Here is a 22,271-nt window from a genome sequence, read left to right on the forward strand (position 1 = left end):
ACTAGGTGTTGGGCTCACTGTCAGACGCAGGTGCGTCCAGGGATGTAGCTTTAGTGCCTGACTCCTGACGCGTGAGGGACTGGATGATAAGCAGCCTCGCTTCATCCCGTCTCGCTGGAGATTCAAAGGTTCCGATTAGACGTTCTGCAGCCAGGGCTCGCTCCACTTCGATTGGGTGGTTGAAGAAGTTCTGCAACTCCTTGGATGACGTCGCGGAGTTAGTGAGAACCGCTTTGGCGATGAAGCCCGTGAGTACTGAAGCGGCCGTTGCGACTACGGCAGAAGATATGGCTGCACTAGTTGATTGAGCGGAAAGTGCAAAAGCAGCGGTGACCAAGATGAATATGAAGCCAATCATGATGTAGAGCCCGGTGCTCTTTTTTGTTGATTCAGCGTAGTTCATAACTATTTGGTGGTAACTCTTGAGATGCTTCCGGTTGCCTTTCCAAATCGTCTTGAAGTCCGTAGCGGCATCGATCGCATCATCATCCGCTATCCGGCTGATGATCACGGAGTTCTGGAAACGTCTCTGCTGTTCGCCATACTGGTAGTAGATGGCTACGAGTAGCATCACAACGACCATGGCGACACTAAAGGTGACCATATCGAGAATAAGCTCAAGACCATTGCTTTTGTAGTAACCGCCACCGCTATTGAGAACATAGTCGGTGCCATACTGGTCGATGAGGGGTTTTTTGAAGAACGAAAGATAGGCCGTGATAGCGGCTAAAAGCAAAACAGCAATTGCGCCCATGATGATGGCGGACCGCTTGAAAGTGGCGAACTCGTCGGAACCTCGCCAAGTGAGCGCGGAGGTGCCGGACTGTGTAGGAGGAGTTTCCATTCCCCCTTCACCAGTCGTTTCAGCATCTTCTTTAGCCGGGGAGTTATCAGGGGCGGCGCTCATTCGGGCATCATACCATGAGCTAGAAAAGCTTTTAATTGTTTCGTTGCAATGATTAAATGAACATATATGGCAACAACCCTACGAATCGACTCCTTTGATGAACTGAACATTGTTGAGCGCGGCGAACTAAGCCTTGATTCGGTGATGGGCTCGTCAGTTCTCGGAGTCCGTTGTGTTGATGACCTTGTTGCAGGTCAGACTATCTACGTCGGGCAACTATCGCGTGAAGGCATTGAGAAGGCCGTCATTGCGTCTATCGCAGATGAGACGACTATTAGCTTGGTTGAGCCTTTGCAGCTTGCACATGCGCGCTTTGAGCCCGTCACGGCCGTACTTGGTGACTCGATCCATATCTACCGAGCACCGAACGTTGATGGCACGGTTCCAAGTGACGACCAGTTCACTATCCTGACGACCCGGACTATCGACGCCGATCAAACATCCACTTACTTCAAGGACTCGACCGGATCGAGTGCTTTCTGGTACCGCTACACCTACTTCAACCCGATCACTCTGGACGAAACGCCTCTCAATGCCTTTGATGCCTTTCGAGGCGACGACTTCGGGCACTACGCCTCCTTGTCCGAGATCCGTCGCGAGGCCGGCTTCGAGAACGCTTTCAACTTGAAGGACGCGGTCATCGACCAACAGCGCCGTATGGCCGAGGCCGAGATCAACGCTTCACTTGCAGGCGCCTACACCGTCCCCTTCACAACTGTCCCTGAGATCATCCACACCCTAACCATCCAGCTGGCAGCCGCGCTCCTACTGACCGACGCATACGGTCAGACGCCGGGCAACAAGCAGAAACTTCAGGACGCCCGAGCTGCTATCGCTGCCTACAGGACACGCTCTTCGGTACTTACTGATGGCCAGGGTGTTTCTCTGGCTAGCTCCGAGGCGGTGACCACAAACCTCGACGACAGCGATCCTCGGTTCTTTCGAATAGGGGACAAGTTCTAGATGAGCTTTGAAGTCGCCTTCACCTTCGACGGCCAGGAGCAGATGGTCAACCGCCTGCGAAGCACGGCCCGCGGCGTCAAGGATCTCAGTGAATCCATGTCCACAATCGGGCTTTATCTCTCCCACCTCTATGCCGGTGAAGTCTTTGCTAGTCGGGGTGGCGTTATCGGTGAACCCTGGGCTCGCCTCAGTCCAGACTATGCAGCCGAGAAGGCACGGAAATGGCCTGGTCGCCCGCCTCTGATGAGGACTGGAAAGATGCAGTCGAACTTTCGCTTTGAAAGCGACGCAAACTCAGCACGTATGTACAACCCGACGCCCTACTTCAAGTACCACCAGAGCAGCGACCCACGCAGCAGCAACTTACCTCGTCGCGTCATGATGAAAATCGATGACATGCGCCGACGGGAGGTGTTGCGCATCATCCAGGCTGAGATCAATCGAAAGGTCAACGCCTGATGGGTGACTCTGTCGACTTCATCCTCGGCATCCTGAAGAACGCCTTCCAGGGTGGTCCCTTCAACGAGTTCTACAACGGCGATCCCGATATGATCCCGGCATTCAATCTGCCGGCCTTGATCGTGACGCAGACAGGCGACGTCACCACACCAGAGGATTCGGCCAGCGATGACGTAGTCGACACCATTGTCGTCAAGGTTGTGTTCGATAAGAAGGATGATTGGTCGGAGAAGGTAGACCCTCTAAACATGACCGAGCATAAGATCCGCCAAGTTATCGCGGCGAGAGATGTCGTAACCGGGAAATATCTACCCAATACAGTCAAAGGGGCCCTGCAGTCTCAGGTGTATGGCAATAACCGCATCAATAAGAGTATGAGCACCGCTTACGGCATCATCGAGCGTCCCAACGAGCTCATTACCGCAGAAGCGCACCTTACCTTGCAGGTTGAGTTTTCTGTCGACGTCTAATAGCTATAGGCAGTGATTATATAAAGTGTTAAATTAAACTTATGAACAAGAATTCAGATAAGCCAGCAGCAAAAAAGCAAGCAAAGCCTGTGGTCACTATCGCGCCTCAAGTCTTCTTTAGCCCCGTCCATGGGTCAGTCGAAGCAGAGTCACTCGAAGAAGCGACACATAAGCTAGAGCTCATTGTCGAAGAACAAACTAATACGAAAGAAGAAAAGGTAGGTGATGCCAAATAACCCGTTTAGAGGAAGAGATGAAGCCATCGGTTTCGGACTTGAAACCGTTCCAGGAACAGCAGTAGCACCGCAGACGTTCCAGCCGCACCTCGCGGTTACCCTCGACCCAAAGACCAACGTCGAAGAAGATAAGAGCGCACTGGGCCGCTCAGAGAGCCGCAGTGATTCTGCAGTGACCGAAGAGTGGGTAGAAGGCTCGATCAATGCGATCCTCAACGATCTGACCATTGGCTACCCACTGGTCAACATCTTCGGCCAGGTCGCGGCAGCACTCCACAGTGGCGAAACGATTGTCTACGACAACACCTTCACCGTTGCCGGTCCTGGTGTCTTGCCACCATCACTAACCTTCGCTCGCACAAGCCCCGTACGTTCCCGACGATTCGCCATGGGGACACTGACTGATCTTGAAATCGACATCAAGCAGAACGGCTTTGTTGAATTCACCGCCACGGTCACCGCCAAGTCTGGCGCGACAAGCACTGAGACGGTCCTAATCCCAGGATTCAACAAGTTCACCTCAAAGCATGTGGTCGTAAAGCGGGCTACGAGCCTTGCCGGCCTCACGGGTGCCACCGCCATGCAACTCAAGAGCATCAAATTGAAGCTCTCTCGTAAAACAGACCGCTTCACGCCGCTCGGCACGATCGATCCAGTTTCCTTTGATCCAAACGACTTCGCTGCAACTGGTTCGATGGTTCTTCGCTACACAGACACGTCACTGGAAGACGTTGCATTCCTGAACACGCAGCAAGCGCTGAGCATCGCCTTGGTCAACACAGATGTGACGATCGGATCAGCTACAAATCCAAGCCTGACCTTCACGATGCCAAAAGTCCGTTTCTCACCGATTACCCTGGACAACCCTCTCGACAAGACTTTGAGCGAGACCGTCAACTTCGACTGTGAACTGGACACGACAGCCAACTACATGATCCAGGCGGTTCTGACGAACCTGAAGAACGGATACGCACATGCGTAGGCTGGCGATCACTAAGCGCGTATCGCTGGCTGGCGTTGCTGAAGGCTGGGACGAGAGCTGCTACGCCCTCGTCATGCCTCCAAGCAATGAGGAATACATCGACTTCACCACGACGACTGCGGCAGAAGATATGAGCAATATCGACAAGTTCAAGTGGCAGATCGAATTCGTCAAGAAGCATCTGGTCTCAGGCAAGGTGAAAGTCCTTGATGACTCCGGGAACCTCGTTCTCGACGACTTGCTGACCGAAGACATCGACGCGAGCAAAGAACTCGCCGATCTTCTGTTCATTCAATCTGTGGGGCTAGACCTTGACCCAAAAGGTTTATCGACAGCGATGGAAACGTCACCAACTCCCGAGCCTACGACAGAGCTTTAGAGCTTTACGAGAAGTACGAAGATGCGATCGTCTTTGACGATGCATCTGGACTCACTGCCGAACAGATAGAGGAAGTTCAACTCATCCGTTACATGGAGCGGATGAGTTTGACGTATCAAGAGGCTCTAAAAGAGCCCCGCCACATCGTTGAAAAAGCCTTTCTCATATGGGGCTTAGATAATAAAAAACGTGCTAAATTAAATTCAGAAGGTAATAACTAAATAAAACTGCATGGCCTCAAATAACTCCATCGACATCCTCATTCAAGCAAGAGACGCGGCGTCGAAAGTTATCAATGACGCCGTAAAGAATATCGAGAAGGCCGCTGCCAGCGCTTCTGAGGCCAATAAAGAACTCAGTAAGTCCGGCAAGACCACGGCCGCTGACCTTGAAGCCGCTTCAAAGAAGAGTGACGGTTTCGGTTCAAGCCTCGGAACTTTGGCCGGCCAGGTGCGGTTCGCTGCAACTGCCTTTCTCACCTACAAGCTCGGCCAGCTGGTCTCCGATTTTGCGAGCTCATCAGTGCAGGCTGCGGGACAACTGGAGCAGACCAACCTAGCCTTCCAGTCTCTGACCGGCAATGTCGAGATGGCCAACTCAGTCTTCGCTCAGCTGGTTCAGTACGCCAATGTCACGCCGTTTGAAAGTGCGGACATTGAAAAGGCTGCTCAAACCCTGATGAGCTTCGGCACCCAGGGCCAGCAGACCGTCGACATTATCAAACAGCTCGGTGACGTGACCTCCGTGGGCGGGGGAGACCTCCAGGCACTCTCACTGGTAACTGGTCAGGTCTTTGCTCAGGGCAAGATGCGCGCCCAGGACATGTACCAGGTCATCAACGATGGCGGCGCTGGCCTCATCAAGGTCATGGCGGAAAACGCAGGCGGCATGCAGAAGCTGACCGATGAGTTCGACAAGGGTGGCATCCCGGCCCAGCAATTCTTTGACGCGATCACCCAGTCCACGCAAAAGGGCGGCTTCGCCTTTGAAGGAGCCAACAAACAGGCCGACACCTTCAACGGACGGCTGTCTACCCTCAAAGATTCAGCCACTCAGTTCGGCGAAAAACTCATCGGGGTTCACATCGATCCGGCCCTTGGTCTGCAGATTCAACCGGGCGGCTTGTTCGACCGGATGAAGGGCATGATGGGGGACCTGACCGGCTCTTTCTCCGCTTGGGGCGCTGCGGCTGGTGATGTAGTCCCTAAGATTCTCGACTGGTTCGACCGAACATCGCAGTCCTTGATGCGCGTCTACACCGCAGTTTCTAACTATCTCAGCCCGAAGCTTTCCGACTTGTGGAAATCATTCAAGGACAACATCCTCCCGATCCTGACCGATCTCTGGCACAACGTCCTTGAGCCGCTCATCCCGGTCCTCGGTACCGCCCTTGTCGGCGCGATAGGAGCGGTTGTTGATATCGCGAGCAGTCTGTTTAAGGGCATCGGCTTTGTCTATCAGCAGATCAAAGACGGCAATCCCCTCATCTGGACGCTCATCGGAGCATTCGGCACTTTGGCCACGGTGATGGCCTTCAACGCCATCTTTGACGCTCTGACTGTCGGATTTGCGACCTTCCGGCTGGTCACGATTCCAAGTCTCATCGCGACGATGGATACGATCGCCGCTTCAAGTGCTGGTGTCGCAGCAAAACAGATTGCCAGCTTCGCGATGGTCTCGGCTCAGGCAGTAGCCCATGCCGTTGTTACGGCCACAGCTTGGACTGTAAGTGCTGTAAAGACCTCGACGACATGGGTCGTCACTGAACTCCCGAAAATTATCGCTTCTTTCGCAGCCACAGCTGCAAAGGCAACTGTTCATGCCGTTGCTACCTCCGCGGCCTGGGTTGCCTCGGCGGCTAAGACTTCGGCCATATGGGTGGTCACGGAGCTTCCAAAGATCATTGGCTCTTTCGCGCTCGTGGCTCTGAAGGCCTCGCTTCATGCTGCCGACACGGCGCTGGCATGGACACTCAACGCCGTTCGGGTCTCCCTCGTTTGGACCACAACTGAAATGCCAAAACTAGTTGCGTCCTTTACGACGACAGCAGCTAAGGCCGGAATTCATGCCGCAGCTACCTCCGCCGCCTGGGTAACATCTGCGGCTAAGACTTCAGCGGTCTGGATAGCAACTGAGCTGCCACGAATCGTTACCGCCTTCGTAACGACGTCGGCCAGCGCAGTCAAGCAGGCGGTCGTTAGCTCCGCTGCTTGGATAGTCTCTGCCTCTCAGTCAGCAGCCGCTTGGATAGCAACTGAGCTGCCGAGAATTGTTTCAGCCTTCATCGCTACATCCTCCAGTGCATCGAGGGAAGCGGTCGTCAGCTCCGCAGCCTGGGTAGCAAGTGCATCAAGATCAGCCGTCGCCTGGGCGGTCACAGAGCTACCTCGGATCATCTCTGGTTTCATCGCTGCTTCCGCCTCGGCTGTCGCGAACGCAGCTGTATCTAGCGCTGCCTGGGTAAGCGCTGCGGTTACCTCCTCACAGTCGTTTGCTGCTTTCAGTGCGCTTGTGGCGACACCAATCGTCATGCCAGCTATTGCAGTCGGGGCAGCTCTCGCTGCCATTGCCAGCGTTTGGAACGCCTACAACAACATGATGAGCGCTATCGAGCAGGCGAAAGCCACTCAAGCGCAGTTCAACCAGGAGTCTCTCAAGACAAGCCAGCACTTCCTCGGCATCTTGAACGACGGCGTTAGTAGCCCTCGGCAAAAGGAACTGGCAAGGCAATACCTCCACAACACCGGCTTTCCTGGCTATGCGACCGGTACGAGTTTTGCTCCTGGTGGCCTCGCTGGCCTGGCGGAAACCGGAGCCGAGCTCGTGACTGCTCCCGGCCTGTATAACCTGCCCACCGGCGCAAAGGTTCACACAGCGAGAGAGACCAAACAGATACTCAGCGGCGGGGGAGGTGCATCAATTCAAATTGGCTCCGTCCACATCCATAACGAGATGGATCAGCAGCGATTCCTCAAAGACCTCGGGTGGAGGCTGGCGCTGTCATGATCGTCTCCGTCAACGGCTACACGATCAACGATCCGAACAGCGTGAACAGCTGTTATCTGGATGAACCAATCGACGGACTGGGTATGCCTCCGGTTCGCACTTCAAGCGGCAACTATTCGGGACGAGATGGCGGCTACATCGGCGCCCAATTCTTCGGGATGCGCCTCGTCACCTTGACCGGCTATTTCTTCGGGACACCGGCAGCGCTGGAGACGGCTCGACGCAATTTGGCCGCCGCGGTGACCAACGCATCCTTCCCGGTCAACATCACCACCAACGCCGGGTCTCAATACGTTCTGTACTGCTCGCTCGATTCCTTGGACATGCCAATTATCCGTTCCCTCAATAGGGCACCTTTCAAGCTCTCCCTCATTGCCCCTGATCCGATCATCTACGACAACTCGGCCTCTGGTGCCATGAGCGTCACGGTTCAACCTGCTCGCGGTGGCGGTCTGACGTGGCCACTTACCTGGAAACTCAACTGGGCGGCCGGTTCACAACCAACGACCGTCAACAACACCGGTAACGTCACGATCTATCCGACGATCACCCTGACCGACATCATGACCAACCCGACCATCACGAACCAGACGACGGGCCAGTTCTTCACACTTTCCGGCCTCACGACGGCAGCCGGCGACGTGCTCAAGATCGATATGAAGAACCGTACCGTCTTGCTCAACGGCGGTTCGGTGCTGCCCTATGTGACAAGCACGAGCTCATGGTGGCCGCTGCTTCCTGGCAACAACTCGATCAACCTGACAACCAACAGTGGAACAGATACCACTGTCGCGACGCTGGGCTGGCGAAGCGGGTACAGGAGCATCTAAGTGGATTTCGGAGGTTCACGCCTTTACGAGATCGAACTGTGGAGCGCGGGAGGCTCCCGTATTGCTGACATTTCCCACCTGTGTTCTAAGCGCAGATACACCCTGCAGCGCAACGAGGCAGAGACCCTGACCTTTGATCTGGATCTCAACGACTTCGAAAGGTACTGCCTCATCAACCTGGGTGGAACCGATCCGAACGTACTCATCAAGCCGTACGTCACCGACGTCAAAGTAAAACGTGCCGGATCATACCTTTTCGGCGCGCAGGTGGTGGATATCAGCTTCAACCTGAGTGCGGACTCATCTTCGCCTGGACAGGGCTCTAGCGGGGCTCAGAACGCGTCGGTAACCATTACATGCTCCGGATACCTCAATTTGGTCAAGGACCGCTATGTCACCAAGACGTACTCGCAGATTGAGCGCACCGCGATTGCCACGGATTTACTGACAACCACCCAGGCTCAGACCAACGGCAGTGTGGGCGTGACTATTGCGGGGAGTCAATACGCCACTGGCCTGCCGGCTGATCGGACGTATCAGCGGGACAACGTCAAGCTCAAACTGCAGGAGCTCGCGGCGCTGAGCGATTCACCCTTTGACTTCTCCTTCACTTGGAACAAGGTATTCCAGACGTATAGCCAGATCGGCGCACGCCGGACCGATCTCAAGTTCATCTGGGGCGGCCCCTACTCAAATGTGGCTAGCTTTACGGTGGACCGGAGCGGGATAAATCTCTTCAATAAGGTCTACGGTCTGGGTTCCGGTTTCGGGACCGACCAGCTGCAAACCACTAAGGTCGATCTTCCAAGCCAGCTCAACTACTACCTCCGTGAGCAGATCCAGCAGTTCAACTCTGTGGTCGAACAGAGCACTCTCGATGCGAACACGCAGACGGCCGTAGCCCTCGCTAAGGATCTCCTGGAGCTGCCAAAGGTCAGCATCACAGGCAACGAGCTCAAGGGTGTCCCGTTCATCACCCCCGGTGATCGAATCCCGCTGCAGGTGCTCAACCACACTTGGTTAGCGAGTATCAACGGCCTGTACCGCATTGAACAGATGGACGTTTCGATCGATGAGAACGACTTCGAAAGCGACATCACACTGACCTTCGATAACTACGGGGTCAACCAGAATGAATAACCGTTTAGACCATCAGCTTCAGAACAGCGTCGGGTCGGAGATTGAGAGCCTGGAGCAGGATCTTGGCGAGCTCAAGAGCCGTCAAAGCATCGGGCGCGAGCTGGTGAAGCGCAGCTATCTCGTTCAAACAGCCAGCACGTTCGACCTGAGCGCTTACAGCATCCCCGCCAACACCACTAAGTTCTTCTCTCTTCAGCTGACAGGGGACAACACACAAGCGTGGCCCTACGGCATTCAATACAGCCAGATCTACAACAACGGGACCGACGCCGCCCACCGTCTGTCGGACTACAACATCAATGACTCAACCGGCGTCTCGTATTTCTGGTTCCCCAATACGGGCATCCGCAGTGTGAACACCATGGCATGGACGATCGGCGTGGTGACTCAGGCAACCCCAGCATCGATATACATGAAATTCCGTGCCCAGCTCTCCTGCAAAGCAACGGTCCTAAACCTCATCTACTAAAGGAGACTGACATGAATCCACGACTCAACCAGCAGCAAGAGAACCAGATCATCCAACGCGTCAAGAACATCGATGACGGCCTTAGGGAGCTGAAAACCGGCGTCCAGTACGCGGAAGCAAAGATGTACGAGTATTCCAGCGGTAATAGCTACGACTTCAGCGGTTCTCTGCCGGCTTCGACAACTCCGCAGCAGGTGGTCGCCCTACTCATCGTCACCGCGACCTCCGTCGATAACGCTGCCTTCATCTCGACCTTCGTGCCGGAGCTATGGATGCCCAATATGAGTACGCCGTACAAAGACATCCTCACCAGCGCCTATTACATCCAGTACAACAAGATCATCACCGACGATGTGAGCAAGACCCAGTATTACCTTTCGATCGTGGCTAGGGCCTCAGGAACGGCAGCCAGCACGTTCTATTTGAAAGCCCGCATCTATGCCACCGTGCCGGTGACCGTCACGTATGCGAGGCAAATATGATTCCTAACCGCCCGAACATGGCCGCGGGTAATCAGTATGCCGAGAAGCTGACTTATCTCCGGACGACGCTGAATGATATGCGGACTAGCCAAACGTTCGGCTCCAGCAACGTTCGCACCTATCGCTTATTCAACGCCACTACTAACACGGAAATTACCGTCAGTAACGTCACGACCAGCACGCCCAGGTGTGTAGAAGTCACACTGACGCCTCAGACTGCGGCATCGAACCCAGTTATCGCGTTCGACTTCAGCTTCTCGTTTACGTCTCCCAGTGGCGGAACAGTAATTCAGCGCTTCGACGCTCTGCCTCCAGTAGCCGGCGTACAAAAGTTTCGCGTCTACATAATGAGCAATGATGTCACCAAGGATATAGCCCTAGCGTTCACCTTCTGGACTATCTCTCCAGGAACGTACACCTTTGCCGAAGTCACGCCATAATTGCCCTGTTAAAAATAGGCCGTCTGTTTTACGATAAGGACAGAAACCTAAATAGAGAACAAAACCTTGGCAACAATCCTTAGTAACTACACAGCAAATGGAAGCAGTACGACTGACGAGTTCGGTACGTTCCTCACCTTCCACCGGTTACTACAAGGCGATGTTGCTGAGGGACTTCAGGTAGTTGCTAACGGCACCCCGAACATGACCGTTAACGTGTCTACGGGTACAGGGCGTATCACGACCGGGACCTATCCAACGGACTATGGCTACTGGTTCGGTAATACGTCCAGTTATCCAGTGGCGATCTCTACTGCGGCGGCATCCGCTCGAATCGATTACATCGTGGGATATGTCGACAAGTCAGTGGCCGGCTCAACATCTGGTGCCAACGTCAACAACTCAAACAACGTCATCAAGTTCGCCGCTGTCGCAGGAACGCCATCTGGATCACCCGTGGTTCCTACTGTCAGCCAGATCCAAACTGCCATTGGAGCAGCGAACCCGTACATCATCGTTGGTCAGCTGGCCGTAGGAGCCAACGTCACCCAGATTACCAACGCGAACATCACCGATAAGCGCACATTCATACGTGTGAAGCAGCAGCAGAACCTGCCTGGCACACAGCTTCGACTCGGCATTGCAAAGAAGAACACGACAGGGATTCTTCTGACAGTCTCTTACGCAACTTACGCAACGGTCACGGCCACGAGTGGCGGCGGTGAGTGTGAAGCGGATGTGCGCTTCATCTTTTCAAACGGTAACTCGGGTAGCGTACGCGATGTCTTCTTCAAAGTGCAGTGTGACGGCGTTGATGTGTCACCTACGGACATCCGGCTGGAATCATTACTCAACTCCGGAGGCGGTAGCCAAACATCGGCCAGCTTTATCGTTTCCTCCACACCAACAGCTGGATCTCATACTTGGACGTTCTTAGCCTACGCTTCCGCAGCCTCCTCCGTTTCTATTGAACAAGCAGTATTGAAGGTAACGGAGATAGTTTCCTAGTCATGGGGGCGGTCACTAACAACGACATCCTGAATGCCATCGTATCTTTGACGAGTGAAGTTGCCTCGATAAAGGCAACAGGGGAAGCTACGAAAGCTCAGGCCGAAAAAACCAACGGTCGCGTCAACTCTATCGAGGACTGGAAAAACGGTTTGATGGCTGTTGAGCAATACAAAAAGGAGCAGCAGCCAACAATTAAGGCTGGAACGGTTATATATCAGCAAAAGTGGTTTCAAAACGAGAAGCTGGTTGGCGCGGTAGTAGCCGTACTGCTGGCAGTAGCCGGGGCAGTCGGTTACGTCGTAGGGATGCCAAAGGGATGACCTACAGGCAGCTCATATCGCCTAACCCAAACGTCTCGTGTAAGCCGGGCTGGTGCCTGATGTACGTCCAAGACACATTCGGCATCGCACCCGTTTACCCAACTGCCACCGCCGCCTGGAACGCCAGCACCACCAAACACTGGGATTACAACTTCCCTCCTGGATGCTGGGTAGCAGTCTGGTTCTCCCTTCGGGATGAGCCAGCCGGCCATGTTGCACTGCTTGCTCCTGACGGTTCTGTTTACTCTTCCAGCCATCCAACAAAGACCACGCCAGTTCACCATGCATCGCTAGACGCACTCATTCAGTACTACGCCAAGGCGAATCCTCTGACGTATCTGGGCTGGACTGAGGACGTGGAGGGCGTAGCAGTAATAAGTAAAGGAGATGACATGGCAAAGATCACCAAAGAACAAGAGAACTCATTGAGCATCCTTGCAGTGGGGGAATATCCAGGTAAGGACTACGACTACCGCTGGACAGGGAAAGAACTGACGCAGGACAGCTTGGACCAGATGTTGCAGAACTGGTTGAACTATTCAAAGGGCAACGGCCTGATGCTCCGACTTGGACAACAGGATCAGCAGATAGCAGACCTGAAGAAGCAGCTAGCAGAGGCGAAGACAGCCGTCACGGTGACAGCTGCGAGTGACAGCGACAAGAAGCTTCAAGCGATTAGGGACGCACTCGGCATCGAGTGATGAAACTGCTCATCGTTCTACTCGTGTGCTGCGGGCTGTTGGTACTGAGCCTCAATATGCCAGCGAAGCCGGGAAATATCGGGGGACGTTGCCAGATGCGCGGTGTCCTACCTGACCCTATCTGTACACCTGGATCTACCAATCCAAACGTGACGGTGCTCAATCTCAAGGAAACGATCTGCCTTAGTGGCTGGACCGCTACGGCGCGGCCGCCTGTCAGTTATACCAACACCCTCAAATTGAAGCAGATGCAGGACTACGGCTTTACCGATGGTCCTGCCGCTCATGAGGAAGACCATCTCATTCCGTTAAGCATTGGCGGACATCCAACCGACCCGAAGAACCTGTGGCCTCAACCCGAAGCCGCACCTAATCCAAAGGACGCCGTGGAGAACAGACTCCATGACGCAGTTTGTTCGGGAGCCATGGCGCTAGGAGAGGCGCAGAAGCGCATCGCTACCGACTGGCAGACAGCAATAAAGTAAAAGGAGAATCTATGACCCCATCAGTATCACCAAACCGTACTTCAGCAGTTAAAGGCCTTCGAACCGGCATCCAGGCCGCAGCCGGTGCTCTTCTCGCATTAGTCACCGTAGTTTGGGCAGTTCCTGGTGTGCCAGAAGCAGTTATGAACTGGCTGAGCACTAACGCTGTGCAGCTGCTTATAGCCATCGGCGCGCCATCAGGCCTAGTGTCATGGCTGTGGAACGCATACGAAGCAAGCCGCAAATAAGTCCGTCTAAGGCACTTTGCGTGAGCTAGGAGAGCTTCCAAGCTCTAAGAGGGCAAAGTATCCATCTAAAGCCTCCAGTGCATTCTGGAGGCTTTTATAGTGCTAGTCTTTATTCATGGCTAAAGAAACAATCACGATTGTTCGTGATGACCTAGACGGTTCAGAGAACGCTAAGTCGTACAAGTTTGGCTGGGGGGACGACCAGTACGAGATTGACTTGGGTGAAAAGAACGCGAAAGACCTGCAGGATTTTCTCTCCAAGTACATTGATGCTGCTGCTAAGGTGACAGCTCGTTTGCCCCGTGGTGGGGGAGCAGCACCGAAGAGCAGTTCTTCTAACAAGGAAGAGCTTCAGAAGATTCGCCAGTGGGCAAAAGATAACGGTCACCAGGTCAGCGACCGTGGACGCGTAAGCCAGACGATCCAGGATGCTTACCACGCCGCTCACTAATCTGAGACACGAAAGAGGCCCGGTGCTTATGCCGGGCCTCTTTTCTATGCGCCGTCTTGTTCATCAAGCGTCTTCCAGCCAATAGTCGGGCGGGCTCGTTTGCTAGGCGCACCCTTGCGGCGCTCAATCTCTTGACGCTCTATGTCTGCCACAGACCTGCCGTACTTGTTGTTCGACCTAATCGTGGCGGCTTTGGCAGTGCCGGCCTTCTTCGCAGGCGGCAGTGTCTTCAAGGTGACCGGTGCGCTGATCCCGCTCTCCGTGTTGATACGAGCAATAGCCTGGTAGGCCTTGAGGTTCGTGATGTCGCTCCGGTCTACTGCCTTGGAGCCAAACTCATGCTGCCAGATATTCGCGCCCTCAGCGTTCGTCTGCATGATGACCTTAGTCCTGGCATTGGCCTTGATTGCCTGCGCCAGGTTCTGCGGCAGCCGTTCGACATACTGGGTTGCCAGCACCATCCCAAGCTTGTACTTACGAGCGAGGGCAAGGACGTCATCAAAGCCCATAGGGACGTCGGCGAACATCTGGAACTCGTCGAGGTAGACATAGTTCTCTCTTTCAGTCGGCACCCGCTGTGCGGCTTCCCAGTAGGCATTGAACAGCAGCGTTCCTACGATCTCCGCTGACTCTTTGGGGATGCCCGAGAGATTGACGAGCAGAATCTTGTTCTCTCGGATAACGTCCTCCATTTGGAAGCTACTCGTACTCTGGCCGAAGAGATAACGGGGCTCGATCCGACCGATGATCTGCCAGATGCGGTTTTCAACAACTCCGGCGTGCTGCACGCGTTCACTGTCTTTGAGTTGGTTCCAACGGTGCCAGAACTTGATCAGCTCCCTATCCTTGACGCCCTTGATGATCTGTTCTGACCAGGCCCTCTCGTCTGGATCACGCGGTGAGATCAGTGGTGACAAGTCATTGAAGGTCAGCCCTTTGACGGTAGCGAGGGTCATCAGACCGTGGAACATCAGCTCTCGGAACCAGACGCCGTTGTCTTTGTATTTGAACTGGAAGAGCTCCACCAGCTCATCGACGACTGTCCGCGGGTTGCCTTGATCCAGCAGGTTGAAGCCAACCGGCCTAAGCCCGTCCGTGAAGTCGATAATCACCACGTCATCCAGGCGGTTGTAGGGCACATAGTCAGACACCTCATAGAAGAGGTCGCCTTTAGCTTCCATGACGAATAGTCCGTGCCCGGCTTCCATGTCCTGCTTGGCTGTATTCGCCATCAGCGTTGTCTTACCGACGCCGGTACCTCCACCGATAAAGACATGAGTGGCAGCGGCAAGGTGGCTCATAGCAATGGGACGCTCGGTGCCGGGATACGTGGACAGACCGAGGATGCGTCCTTGGCGAGGGATAGCCTCAGTCGGCGGCAAGTGCCTGGTTGCTCCGCTCGGCAGCCCCGAGATAAGGGGAGAGCCAAGTGGCCACGTCATGAAGGCCAGCAGCTCACTGGCTGAAACCTGGCATCCAAACAGCCACGGAGTCCCGGCACGAGTGACGGCGTGCGCCAAAGCCCGACCATCAAAGTTGAAGGCCACTTTAAAGCGTCCGGTGCTAGCAAGTGGCTGGAAGAGCAAGTTAGTCAGATGCCGGCGCCGGGCAGGCGAGACCGCGTTGACTCCGATGCGAAATGAACCCAGGAAGTTTGGTTCATCCTGCTTGGCCTTGAGTGAGGCGATGTGTTCGTTAGAGGGAGGCTTCACACCGAGCAAGGCCTCAGTGATAGTCAGATTCGGCTTGCCCATCGACTCTTTGCCTGCCGGAGCGATGATCCACTGCAGGATAGCTGACTCTCCCTTTTCAAGGTGGCCCAGGGTGAGCAGCATCGACGTGGACATGCTGATACTGTCCTTGACGACGATGGGGTGCTCTGTCCGATGGATTCGGTACTCGGTTGCAAGATCCCACTCTTTGCGCGGCCTGGCTTCATCAGGGATGGCCCCGATACCAGGAATCAAGCCCTGCAACTGTCCGATGATGTAGTCCGCGTCCTGCCACGGCATCGACAGGCGGTGAATGATCTCCCGGTCATTGGCCCACGTCTCAAAGACGATGGTGGGAATGGTCAGTAGGGAATCACGGTGGATAGTGCCGCTGACCTGGCGCAACCAGTTCAGCAGTTCCGGTGTCTTGAGTTCAGCGGGAAACGTAATGAGGTAGGTCTTACGGCCCCTATCGAGTTCTTCTTGACTGGCCATCTTGAGCAACGTGACTCCTAAGAGAAAAGTGGAGGGTAGTGAAAATAGAAATAGCCACGTCATGCCTGTCCTCACTTTGGCATAACGTGGCTATTTCTTAAAGGTTGTTTCTAGCGCTTCCGGCTCACGATAGACCGGACAAGCAGCGTGCCGAGGAACAGGACCAAGGCGGCGGCTGCGAAAGGGGCGAGAATCGTCCATGCCCCGGAAAAGATATGGCCGATACCGTTGATCATGCCGTTGTTGACGTCATCCGCCGTGATCGTTTGTCCGTCACTCATGTAGTGGAGGATCATTTCATTGCCTTCTTTCTTTTACTTGAAGCTGTCCCTAAAGGTTTTTCCGTAGTACCGGGCTTGGCGGCGTACGGTCTTGGAGGCAAGGGCGGTGTAGTCGAGCTTTTTCTTCTTGGTGTTACCGGTCGCCACGTCGATCAAGCTCAGGACGTACTTGACGATGATGCCGATGGCAAGAATCGCGCCACAGGCGGCGAAGAAAACCAGTGATTCTCCCATGACCTATCCTTCTTCTCTGTAGTAGTAGTCCTTGAGGCGTTTGAAGCCGACAACAATGGCGACGAGCATCGTGATTGCCAGCACGACGGTCAATGCCGAATTGAATCGCATAAAGAATGCGACCGACATCTGCGCAAATTCTTCGTTGGTCACTTCATTGCCTCCTTGAACTCTGCTTTCAACTGGCTCAGCCGTTCCGTGAAGTAAGGCCAAGTGATGATCGCGGTAAAGCCAAGCTCAACAAGTATGAGAGCGAAGGCCTGGATTTCCTGCTGGAACAACGAGAAGTAAAGCTCCCGCGGCTCCATTGGAGGTAAGTTCCACATTTCAGTGGTCCTTTCGTAGAAGGTTTTTATTTTTTCTCTATGGAGTTTTCAAGAAGCGGTGCTGATAGAATGACCTTAGACGACTACTCATCCGGTAGTCAACAGATCGGTAGCGATTGATTGGAGAGTCATGGAAGAGCTGACGGCAGAGGAGGAAGGCGACCTCATCGAGAGGACCGCGGCGTACATCAAGAAGCTGGCTTTAGGCGACGGACTCAACGAGCTTGCTGTGCAGCGGCTTGGAACGGGCGAACAAGCTGGCATCTTTGAGGACGATGATCCCGAGACTGTCGTAGAGGTGCTCACTGGAATGGCCATGGAAGCCATAGATACTCCTGCTATGCGTGCCATCCGGAACGCTCTTGGCTTCACTTACGAAGGGACGACGACTCTCACTGAGCGCCGGGAAGCCTACAAGCAGAAGGCCGGGATCTCGATGAGCACCGCCATCAGGCATGAGCAACAGGGTGCGGAAGACTTGGCCGGCTACATCGTGCGCCGCATCCTCATGAGGGAGCGGCAGGGTGAGACGCCGCTTGAGAAGCTTGAGCAGCGGGTGCGCGACCTGGAGATGCTACTCGCACTTGTTGTCTTGCCAAAGGAACTTCCATTGGAAGACGAGTTCAGGGAGAAGCTGATGAAAGCGTCTAAGGGGACATTCATGCCCTACGTGACGCGTGTTGGTGCTGCAGTTCACTCCTACGAAGAGCGTTTCCCGGAGGAATTTACGCCTTCCAGCGAATCTCAACCCGATCAGGATTGAAGATCCACTGCTTGAACCGAGCTCGGCCATCGCCAGGTTGCTTGGGATAGATCAGCACTTTGTCTATGAGGACATCCAGCAGTTGTCTTCGCCATTCAAAGTCGGCTTTCTCCCATGCCTTCTGGACACTTTGGCCGGCGGGGATCAGGCCGATGGTATTGCGACTCGTCTTTCGATCGATCTCGCTTCCCAGGGCATCGAGACGATCTTGTGCGGAGGTTTTAGCAGTCCGATACTCGGCAAATGTGAGCTCACCGGTTGAGTAGAGGTCCAAGATCTCCTGCAGTCGAAGACTCTGGGATTCGTGATCCCGTACCAACGCTTTCAGATCGTCGTCAGACTCTCTCGTCGCCAGCATCGCAGTGAGGTCGGGAGTATCTAGGCGGTACATGATGCAGTCGATGACCAGCGATTCCACTGGGTCCTTCTTGCGCTTGACCTTGCCACAGCCGACTTTTTGGCCGCGGTGGTCCAGCTTCCTACAACTGAAGGCGGGGGAGTAGCTACCGTCACGCTGCTGCGCATTGATGATCTTCATGCGATTGCCGCACAGACCGCAGAAGACGTAGCCGGTTAGCAAGTGCACCCTGGCGTAGGTTCGCTTGCCGTGCAAGGCTTGCCCGCGCTTGATGGCGAGCTGTAGATCTTCCCATTTATCCCTGCTGAGTAGGGGAGCCCAGGCCGCTTCGTACTCCTGGCCGTTGTGCTCTCGGATGCCATAGTGGCGCTTGAGTTTGGCTACGTTGGCTACGTTGATGGCTGTCCACATCTTCCCCTTAGCCGTGGGGATAGACCGGGCGTTCAAGTCGAGAGCGATCTTGTTCCATGAAGTGCCAGCGACGAATCGGTCGACGATCTCCCTGACGATGGGAGCCTCTGCCTCGTTGAGAGTCATGCCGTCTTGGTTCCAGCCGTAGGCGCGGTTCCCTCCGGATGACTTGCCCGCCTTGGCTGCCTGGAGCTTGGCAGCTTTTACACGGTCGGTAGAGGTTTCGACTTCATATGCTGCCCAAGCTGCAAGAGTCTTGGCGACAGCTCGGCCCGATGGAGTGGCGAGATCAAAGTGGCCGGCCTTCACCGTATGCGTGGGAACGTTCAGTCGCTGGCAGACGTCGATGTAGTTCTCGAGGTCTATGGTTCGCCGCAATAGCCGATCCTGGTGCCAGACGGCTACCGCATCCACTTGCCCCTGCTTGATGGAAGCTAGAAGAGCTTCGTAACCAGGACGATGCTTGCCCGAGTAGGCGCTGATGTCATTGTCTGAATATGCAGCGCTGACGGTACCGCCAAGCTGCTGCACCAGCGCTTCGCAATCCTCCTGCTGCCGCTCCACACCTAACCCGGCACCGACTCGGTCTCGGCTGATCCTGGTGTAGATGGCGAATCGCTTGCTCTGCATATATTCAGTTCCGCGCATGATTATGAGGCCTCCGGGGTGCGTCGTCAATAGTTTTGACGAGGCGCCCGAATACGAACGGCGTGTCCTGGACGCGCTCCGGCAGCCGCTGGAGAGCGGGGAGCTGGTCATCCACCGGTCGGCCGGGACAGCGGCCTATCCGGCCCGCTTCCAACTGGTACTTGCGGCCAACCCCTGCCCCTGCGGCAAAGCAGCGGGCAAGGGGCTGGACTGCACCTGCACTCCCATGATGCGCCGCCGGTACCTCGCCAGGATGTCCGGACCCCTCCTGGACCGGGTGGATATCCAGCTGCAGGTCGAGCGGGTGTCCCTGGCCGAGTTCGGCCAGGCGGGCGCGGAAGAGGACACCACATCAGTGGCGCGGCGGGTCCTGGACGCGCGTGCGCGCCAGGCGGAACGATTGCAGCCCTACGGCCTTGAGACCAATTCGCAAGTGCCCGGGCGCATCCTGCGTGGTGAGTTGCGGCTTCCACCGGCTGCCACCCGGATCCTCGACCAGTCGCTGGAGCGGGGCGTGCTGACTGCAAGAGGGTATGACCGCGTCCTTCGGCTCGCCTGGACCCTGGCGGACCTGGGGCACCGCGAGACACCCGACCCAAACGACATCGGACAGGCTCTGGGCCTGCGCCAGGCTGCGGCGGCCGCGGCATGAGACACCAGGATGCGCGGAGCGACGTGAAGGAAACGGGCGTGGATACGGAACAGTTTGTGGCGAAGGAACAGGTTGTGGTGACGGAACAGGGCACGAAGAAGGCAAGGGGTACCGATGCCGAGCGGCTGGCCCGGGCAGCCCTTTCACGGCTGATGGAGCCCCAGGACACCGCGGGACTGGCCCTCGTCCAGTTGGCAGGGGCAACCGATGCCCTGCGCATCGCCACCGGACAGGTGGCGGCAGGGCCTGACCTGGAGCGCGGCATGACATCGCTGCTGGCTGACAGCGGGGCCGCCAGCAGCTGGGCCGGACTTGCTGCCGCTTTGAAGCGCTGGCAGCCGCGGCTGCCTGACCTTGCTCCGGAACGCGACCTTGCCACCATGGCCCGGCTTGGCGGACGCCTCATCATTCCCAGTGATGAGCTGTGGCCCGCCCAGTTGGCGGACCTGGGAATCCAGGAGCCCATCTGCCTCTGGTGGCGCGGCCAGGAACAACCGCTGCCGGGACCGGAGAAATGCATCGCCCTTGTAGGATCCCGGGACAGCACCAGCTACGGGGCGGCGGTAACCGGGGACATCGCTTACTCGCTGGCGCAGCGGGGCTTCACGGTGGTGTCAGGGGGGGCCTACGGGATCGATGCGCATGCGCACAGGGCCGCCCTTGCCGGCGGATCCTCGGCTGTCCCCACCATCGCCGTCATGGCCGGGGGAGTGGACAGGTTCTATCCATCCGGCAACGACGACCTGCTGCGGGCCGTGGCAAACCAGGGAGCGGTGCTGGCCGAGGTACCGCCGGGATCGGCCCCTACCCGCTACCGCTTCCTTCAGCGGAACCGTCTGATTGCCGCCCTGGCGGGGGTGACGGTGGTGGTGGAGGCACGGTGGCGCTCCGGTGCACTCAACACGGCCCATCATGCCGAAACCCTGGGCCGTGCCGTGGGCGCCGTTCCCGGCTCTGTCCACAGCGCCAATTCCGCCGGCTGTCACCGCCTCCTCCGCGACGGGGGAGCCGTCTGCGTCACCGATGCGGCCGAAGTGGCCGAGTTGGCATCACCCAGCGGAACGGAGTTGCCTGCGCAACGCACCGCGGAGGCGGCAGTGCAGGACGGATTGACCCTGGAGGACCTGATCCTGCTGGACGCATTGCCGCTTCGCTCCACCACGTCCGTGGAAAAGCTCTCAGCCGTGGCGGGTCTCGGCCAGGACTCGGTACGGGCAGGACTTGGGAGGCTCGGACTGCTGGGACTTGCAGTGTCGGAGCGGGGCGGCTGGAAACGCGGCAAGCCATGACCGTGTCCACCGGCGGTACAGGCCGGGCAACTGGGAAAGTAGGGGAGTGGACAATGAAGAACTGCCCGGGGAACTGCACAAGGCACTGGACGCGTTCGCCGGCTATCTGTCGGGGGAACGTGCGGTGTCCGCCCACACAAGGCGTGCGTACCTGGGCGACCTGCGCAGCCTCCTTGCCCACGCCGCCTCGGAAGGCGCCGCAGGACTGCAGGATCTCGAACTCGGAACATTCCGACGGTGGCTTGGCAGCCAAAGTTCCGCAGGCGCCTCGCGGGCAACCCTCGCCCGCCGGTCTGCCACCGCACGGGCCTTCACCGCGTGGGCTGTCCGCGAAGAACTCGTCGATGCGGACCCGGCCCTGCGGCTGAAGGCACCCAAACGCGAAGGATCCCTTCCGGGGGTCCTGCAGGCACCCCAACTTACACGCATCCTGGAGGGCCTGGAGGGGGCAGCCGGGGAGGGCGAACCGCTCGCCGTGCGGAACCGCGCCATCGTGGAACTCCTCTACGCCACGGGCATCCGGGTAGGCGAACTCACCGGATTGGACGTCGACGACCTGTACCCGGACCGCCGGACACTGCGGGTCATCGGCAAGGGCAACAAGGAGCGCACGGTTCCGTTCGGAGTGCCGGCCGCCGTGGCCGTCGATGACTGGCTCCGGCGGGGGCGCCCGGTCCTGGTGAAGGACAACAGCGGGCCCGCGCTCTTCCTGGGCGCACGTGGGGGAAGGGTCGACCAGCGCCAGGTACGCGCCCTGGTCAACACACTGTTCGAGGCGCTGGGTGATACCTCCGCGTCCGGGCCCCACGCCCTGCGGCACTCGGCCGCCACGCACCTGCTCGACGGCGGCGCGGACCTCCGCGCCGTACAGGAGATTCTGGGGCACAGCAGCCTGGCCACCACCCAGATCTATACGCACGTCTCGGTTGACCGGCTTCGGAAGAGTTATCAGCAGGCCCATCCCCGTGCCTGATTCGACCTGCTAATCGCACTGGCGTAATTCCATGGGGTACGGCACAATAAGAGTCACGTCCGGCAACTTTCAAGTGCGGCTTGAAGCTCACAAGGCCTCGAACCGCACGGCAAGCCCGGACACAGCTTAATCTGATACATCTGAATACAG

General features: G+C 56.5%; 26 protein-coding genes and 1 pseudogene. 20 read left to right on the forward strand and 7 right to left on the reverse strand.

Translation table 11 applies throughout. The annotated features are described in order from the left end of the window. Position 1: 1 nt before the first annotated feature. A complete protein-coding gene (locus QFZ60_RS07895) occupies positions 2–907 on the reverse strand; it encodes a hypothetical protein (protein WP_307089557.1) in 906 nt (301 codons plus the stop codon). A gap of 66 nt (positions 908–973) precedes the next feature. Between QFZ60_RS07895 and QFZ60_RS07900 the strand changes: the two genes are divergently transcribed. The 16 genes from QFZ60_RS07900 (at position 974) to QFZ60_RS07975 (ending at position 13,979) form a co-directional block, all read left to right on the forward strand. Next, positions 974–1,870 (forward strand): phage protein Gp36 family protein, encoded by an 897-nt coding sequence (locus QFZ60_RS07900; RefSeq protein WP_307089558.1) that lies wholly within the window; start codon positions 974–976, stop codon positions 1,868–1,870. Further along, on the forward strand, positions 1,871–2,329 hold the full coding sequence (locus tag QFZ60_RS07905; protein WP_307089559.1) for a phage virion morphogenesis protein: 459 nt from the start codon (positions 1,871–1,873) through the stop codon (positions 2,327–2,329). Continuing rightward, entirely contained in the window at positions 2,329–2,799 is a 471-nt protein-coding gene (locus QFZ60_RS07910; RefSeq protein WP_307089560.1) for a hypothetical protein, read from the forward strand. The genes QFZ60_RS07905 and QFZ60_RS07910 overlap by 1 nt, the downstream gene beginning before the upstream one ends. Positions 2,800–2,840: 41 nt before the next feature. Continuing rightward, complete coding sequence (locus tag QFZ60_RS07915) at positions 2,841–3,035, forward strand: hypothetical protein (protein ID WP_307089561.1); 195 nt, start codon at positions 2,841–2,843, stop codon at positions 3,033–3,035. Beyond that, a complete protein-coding gene (locus tag QFZ60_RS07920) occupies positions 3,025–4,017 on the forward strand; it encodes a phage tail tube protein (protein ID WP_307089562.1) in 993 nt (330 codons plus the stop codon). The genes QFZ60_RS07915 and QFZ60_RS07920 overlap by 11 nt, the downstream gene beginning before the upstream one ends. Further along, positions 4,010–4,396, forward strand: coding sequence for a hypothetical protein (locus QFZ60_RS07925; RefSeq protein WP_307089563.1), 387 nt, complete (start codon positions 4,010–4,012; stop codon positions 4,394–4,396). Before QFZ60_RS07920 ends, QFZ60_RS07925 begins: the two co-directional genes overlap by 8 nt. A 231-nt stretch (positions 4,397–4,627) precedes the next feature. Beyond that, positions 4,628–7,402, forward strand: coding sequence for a tape measure protein (locus tag QFZ60_RS07930; protein ID WP_307089564.1), 2,775 nt, complete (start codon positions 4,628–4,630; stop codon positions 7,400–7,402). Then, complete coding sequence (locus QFZ60_RS07935; RefSeq protein WP_307089565.1) at positions 7,399–8,232, forward strand: phage tail domain-containing protein; 834 nt, start codon at positions 7,399–7,401, stop codon at positions 8,230–8,232. The genes QFZ60_RS07930 and QFZ60_RS07935 overlap by 4 nt, the downstream gene beginning before the upstream one ends. Then, complete coding sequence (locus QFZ60_RS07940) at positions 8,233–9,372, forward strand: hypothetical protein (RefSeq protein WP_307089566.1); 1,140 nt, start codon at positions 8,233–8,235, stop codon at positions 9,370–9,372. Beyond that, positions 9,365–9,841 carry a hypothetical protein gene (locus tag QFZ60_RS07945; protein ID WP_307089567.1) on the forward strand — a complete coding sequence of 159 codons (477 nt, stop codon included), beginning with the start codon at positions 9,365–9,367 and terminating at the stop codon, positions 9,839–9,841. The genes QFZ60_RS07940 and QFZ60_RS07945 overlap by 8 nt, the downstream gene beginning before the upstream one ends. An 11-nt stretch (positions 9,842–9,852) precedes the next feature. Further along, a complete protein-coding gene (locus QFZ60_RS07950; RefSeq protein ID WP_307089568.1) occupies positions 9,853–10,323 on the forward strand; it encodes a hypothetical protein in 471 nt (156 codons plus the stop codon). A gap of 506 nt (positions 10,324–10,829) precedes the next feature. Beyond that, a complete protein-coding gene (locus QFZ60_RS07955) occupies positions 10,830–11,771 on the forward strand; it encodes a hypothetical protein (protein WP_307089569.1) in 942 nt (313 codons plus the stop codon). Positions 11,772–11,773: 2 nt separating this feature from the next. Beyond that, entirely contained in the window at positions 11,774–12,094 is a 321-nt protein-coding gene (locus QFZ60_RS07960) for a hypothetical protein (RefSeq protein WP_307089570.1), read from the forward strand. After that, positions 12,091–12,795, forward strand: a complete 705-nt coding sequence (locus tag QFZ60_RS07965) for a hypothetical protein (RefSeq protein WP_307089571.1) — start codon at positions 12,091–12,093, stop codon at positions 12,793–12,795. The genes QFZ60_RS07960 and QFZ60_RS07965 overlap by 4 nt, the downstream gene beginning before the upstream one ends. Beyond that, the gene (locus tag QFZ60_RS07970; protein WP_307089572.1) at positions 12,795–13,280 is read left to right on the forward strand and encodes a hypothetical protein; all 486 of its coding nucleotides are present in this window, start codon (positions 12,795–12,797) and stop codon (positions 13,278–13,280) included. Before QFZ60_RS07965 ends, QFZ60_RS07970 begins: the two co-directional genes overlap by 1 nt. Before the next feature lie 363 nt (positions 13,281–13,643). Then, positions 13,644–13,979, forward strand: a complete 336-nt coding sequence (locus QFZ60_RS07975; RefSeq protein WP_307089573.1) for an Lsr2 family protein — start codon at positions 13,644–13,646, stop codon at positions 13,977–13,979. A 44-nt stretch (positions 13,980–14,023) separates the two neighbouring features. On the opposite strand, the gene QFZ60_RS07980 is transcribed toward QFZ60_RS07975, so the two are convergent. The 5 genes from QFZ60_RS07980 to QFZ60_RS08000 form a co-directional block, all read right to left on the reverse strand. After that, positions 14,024–16,186, reverse strand: coding sequence for a type IV secretory system conjugative DNA transfer family protein (locus QFZ60_RS07980; protein WP_307093253.1), 2,163 nt, complete (start codon positions 16,184–16,186; stop codon positions 14,024–14,026). A gap of 110 nt (positions 16,187–16,296) precedes the next feature. After that, on the reverse strand, positions 16,297–16,467 hold the full coding sequence (locus QFZ60_RS07985) for a hypothetical protein (RefSeq protein ID WP_307089574.1): 171 nt from the start codon (positions 16,465–16,467) through the stop codon (positions 16,297–16,299). 33 nt (positions 16,468–16,500) lie between these two features. Then, positions 16,501–16,701 (reverse strand): hypothetical protein, encoded by a 201-nt coding sequence (locus QFZ60_RS07990; RefSeq protein ID WP_307089576.1) that lies wholly within the window; start codon positions 16,699–16,701, stop codon positions 16,501–16,503. 3 nt (positions 16,702–16,704) lie between these two features. After that, positions 16,705–16,854 (reverse strand): hypothetical protein, encoded by a 150-nt coding sequence (locus QFZ60_RS07995; RefSeq protein ID WP_307089578.1) that lies wholly within the window; start codon positions 16,852–16,854, stop codon positions 16,705–16,707. Beyond that, entirely contained in the window at positions 16,851–17,027 is a 177-nt protein-coding gene (locus QFZ60_RS08000) for a hypothetical protein (protein WP_307089579.1), read from the reverse strand. Before QFZ60_RS08000 ends, QFZ60_RS07995 begins: the two co-directional genes overlap by 4 nt. A 130-nt stretch (positions 17,028–17,157) precedes the next feature. On the opposite strand from QFZ60_RS08000, the gene QFZ60_RS08005 reads away from it, so the two are divergent. Further along, positions 17,158–17,790, forward strand: coding sequence for a hypothetical protein (locus QFZ60_RS08005; protein WP_307089581.1), 633 nt, complete (start codon positions 17,158–17,160; stop codon positions 17,788–17,790). Here the strand turns inward: QFZ60_RS08005 and QFZ60_RS08010 are convergent. After that, a complete protein-coding gene (locus QFZ60_RS08010) occupies positions 17,753–19,207 on the reverse strand; it encodes a recombinase family protein (RefSeq protein ID WP_307089583.1) in 1,455 nt (484 codons plus the stop codon). The genes QFZ60_RS08005 and QFZ60_RS08010 overlap by 38 nt on opposite strands. Before the next feature lie 37 nt (positions 19,208–19,244). Here QFZ60_RS08010 and QFZ60_RS08015 point away from each other — a divergent pair. The 3 genes and pseudogenes from QFZ60_RS08015 to QFZ60_RS08025 form a co-directional block, all read left to right on the forward strand. Then, a pseudogene (locus tag QFZ60_RS08015) lies at positions 19,245–19,859 on the forward strand (ATP-binding protein); the annotation flags it as partial. A 152-nt stretch (positions 19,860–20,011) separates the two neighbouring features. Continuing rightward, positions 20,012–21,148, forward strand: coding sequence for a DNA-processing protein DprA (gene dprA, locus QFZ60_RS08020; protein WP_307093255.1), 1,137 nt, complete (start codon positions 20,012–20,014; stop codon positions 21,146–21,148). A 46-nt stretch (positions 21,149–21,194) separates the two neighbouring features. After that, on the forward strand, positions 21,195–22,121 hold the full coding sequence (locus QFZ60_RS08025) for a tyrosine recombinase XerC (protein ID WP_307089586.1): 927 nt from the start codon (positions 21,195–21,197) through the stop codon (positions 22,119–22,121). Positions 22,122–22,271: the final 150 nt, after the last annotated feature.

The organism is Arthrobacter sp. B2I5 (assembly GCF_030816735.1).
Classification (GTDB): domain Bacteria; phylum Actinomycetota; class Actinomycetes; order Actinomycetales; family Micrococcaceae; genus Arthrobacter.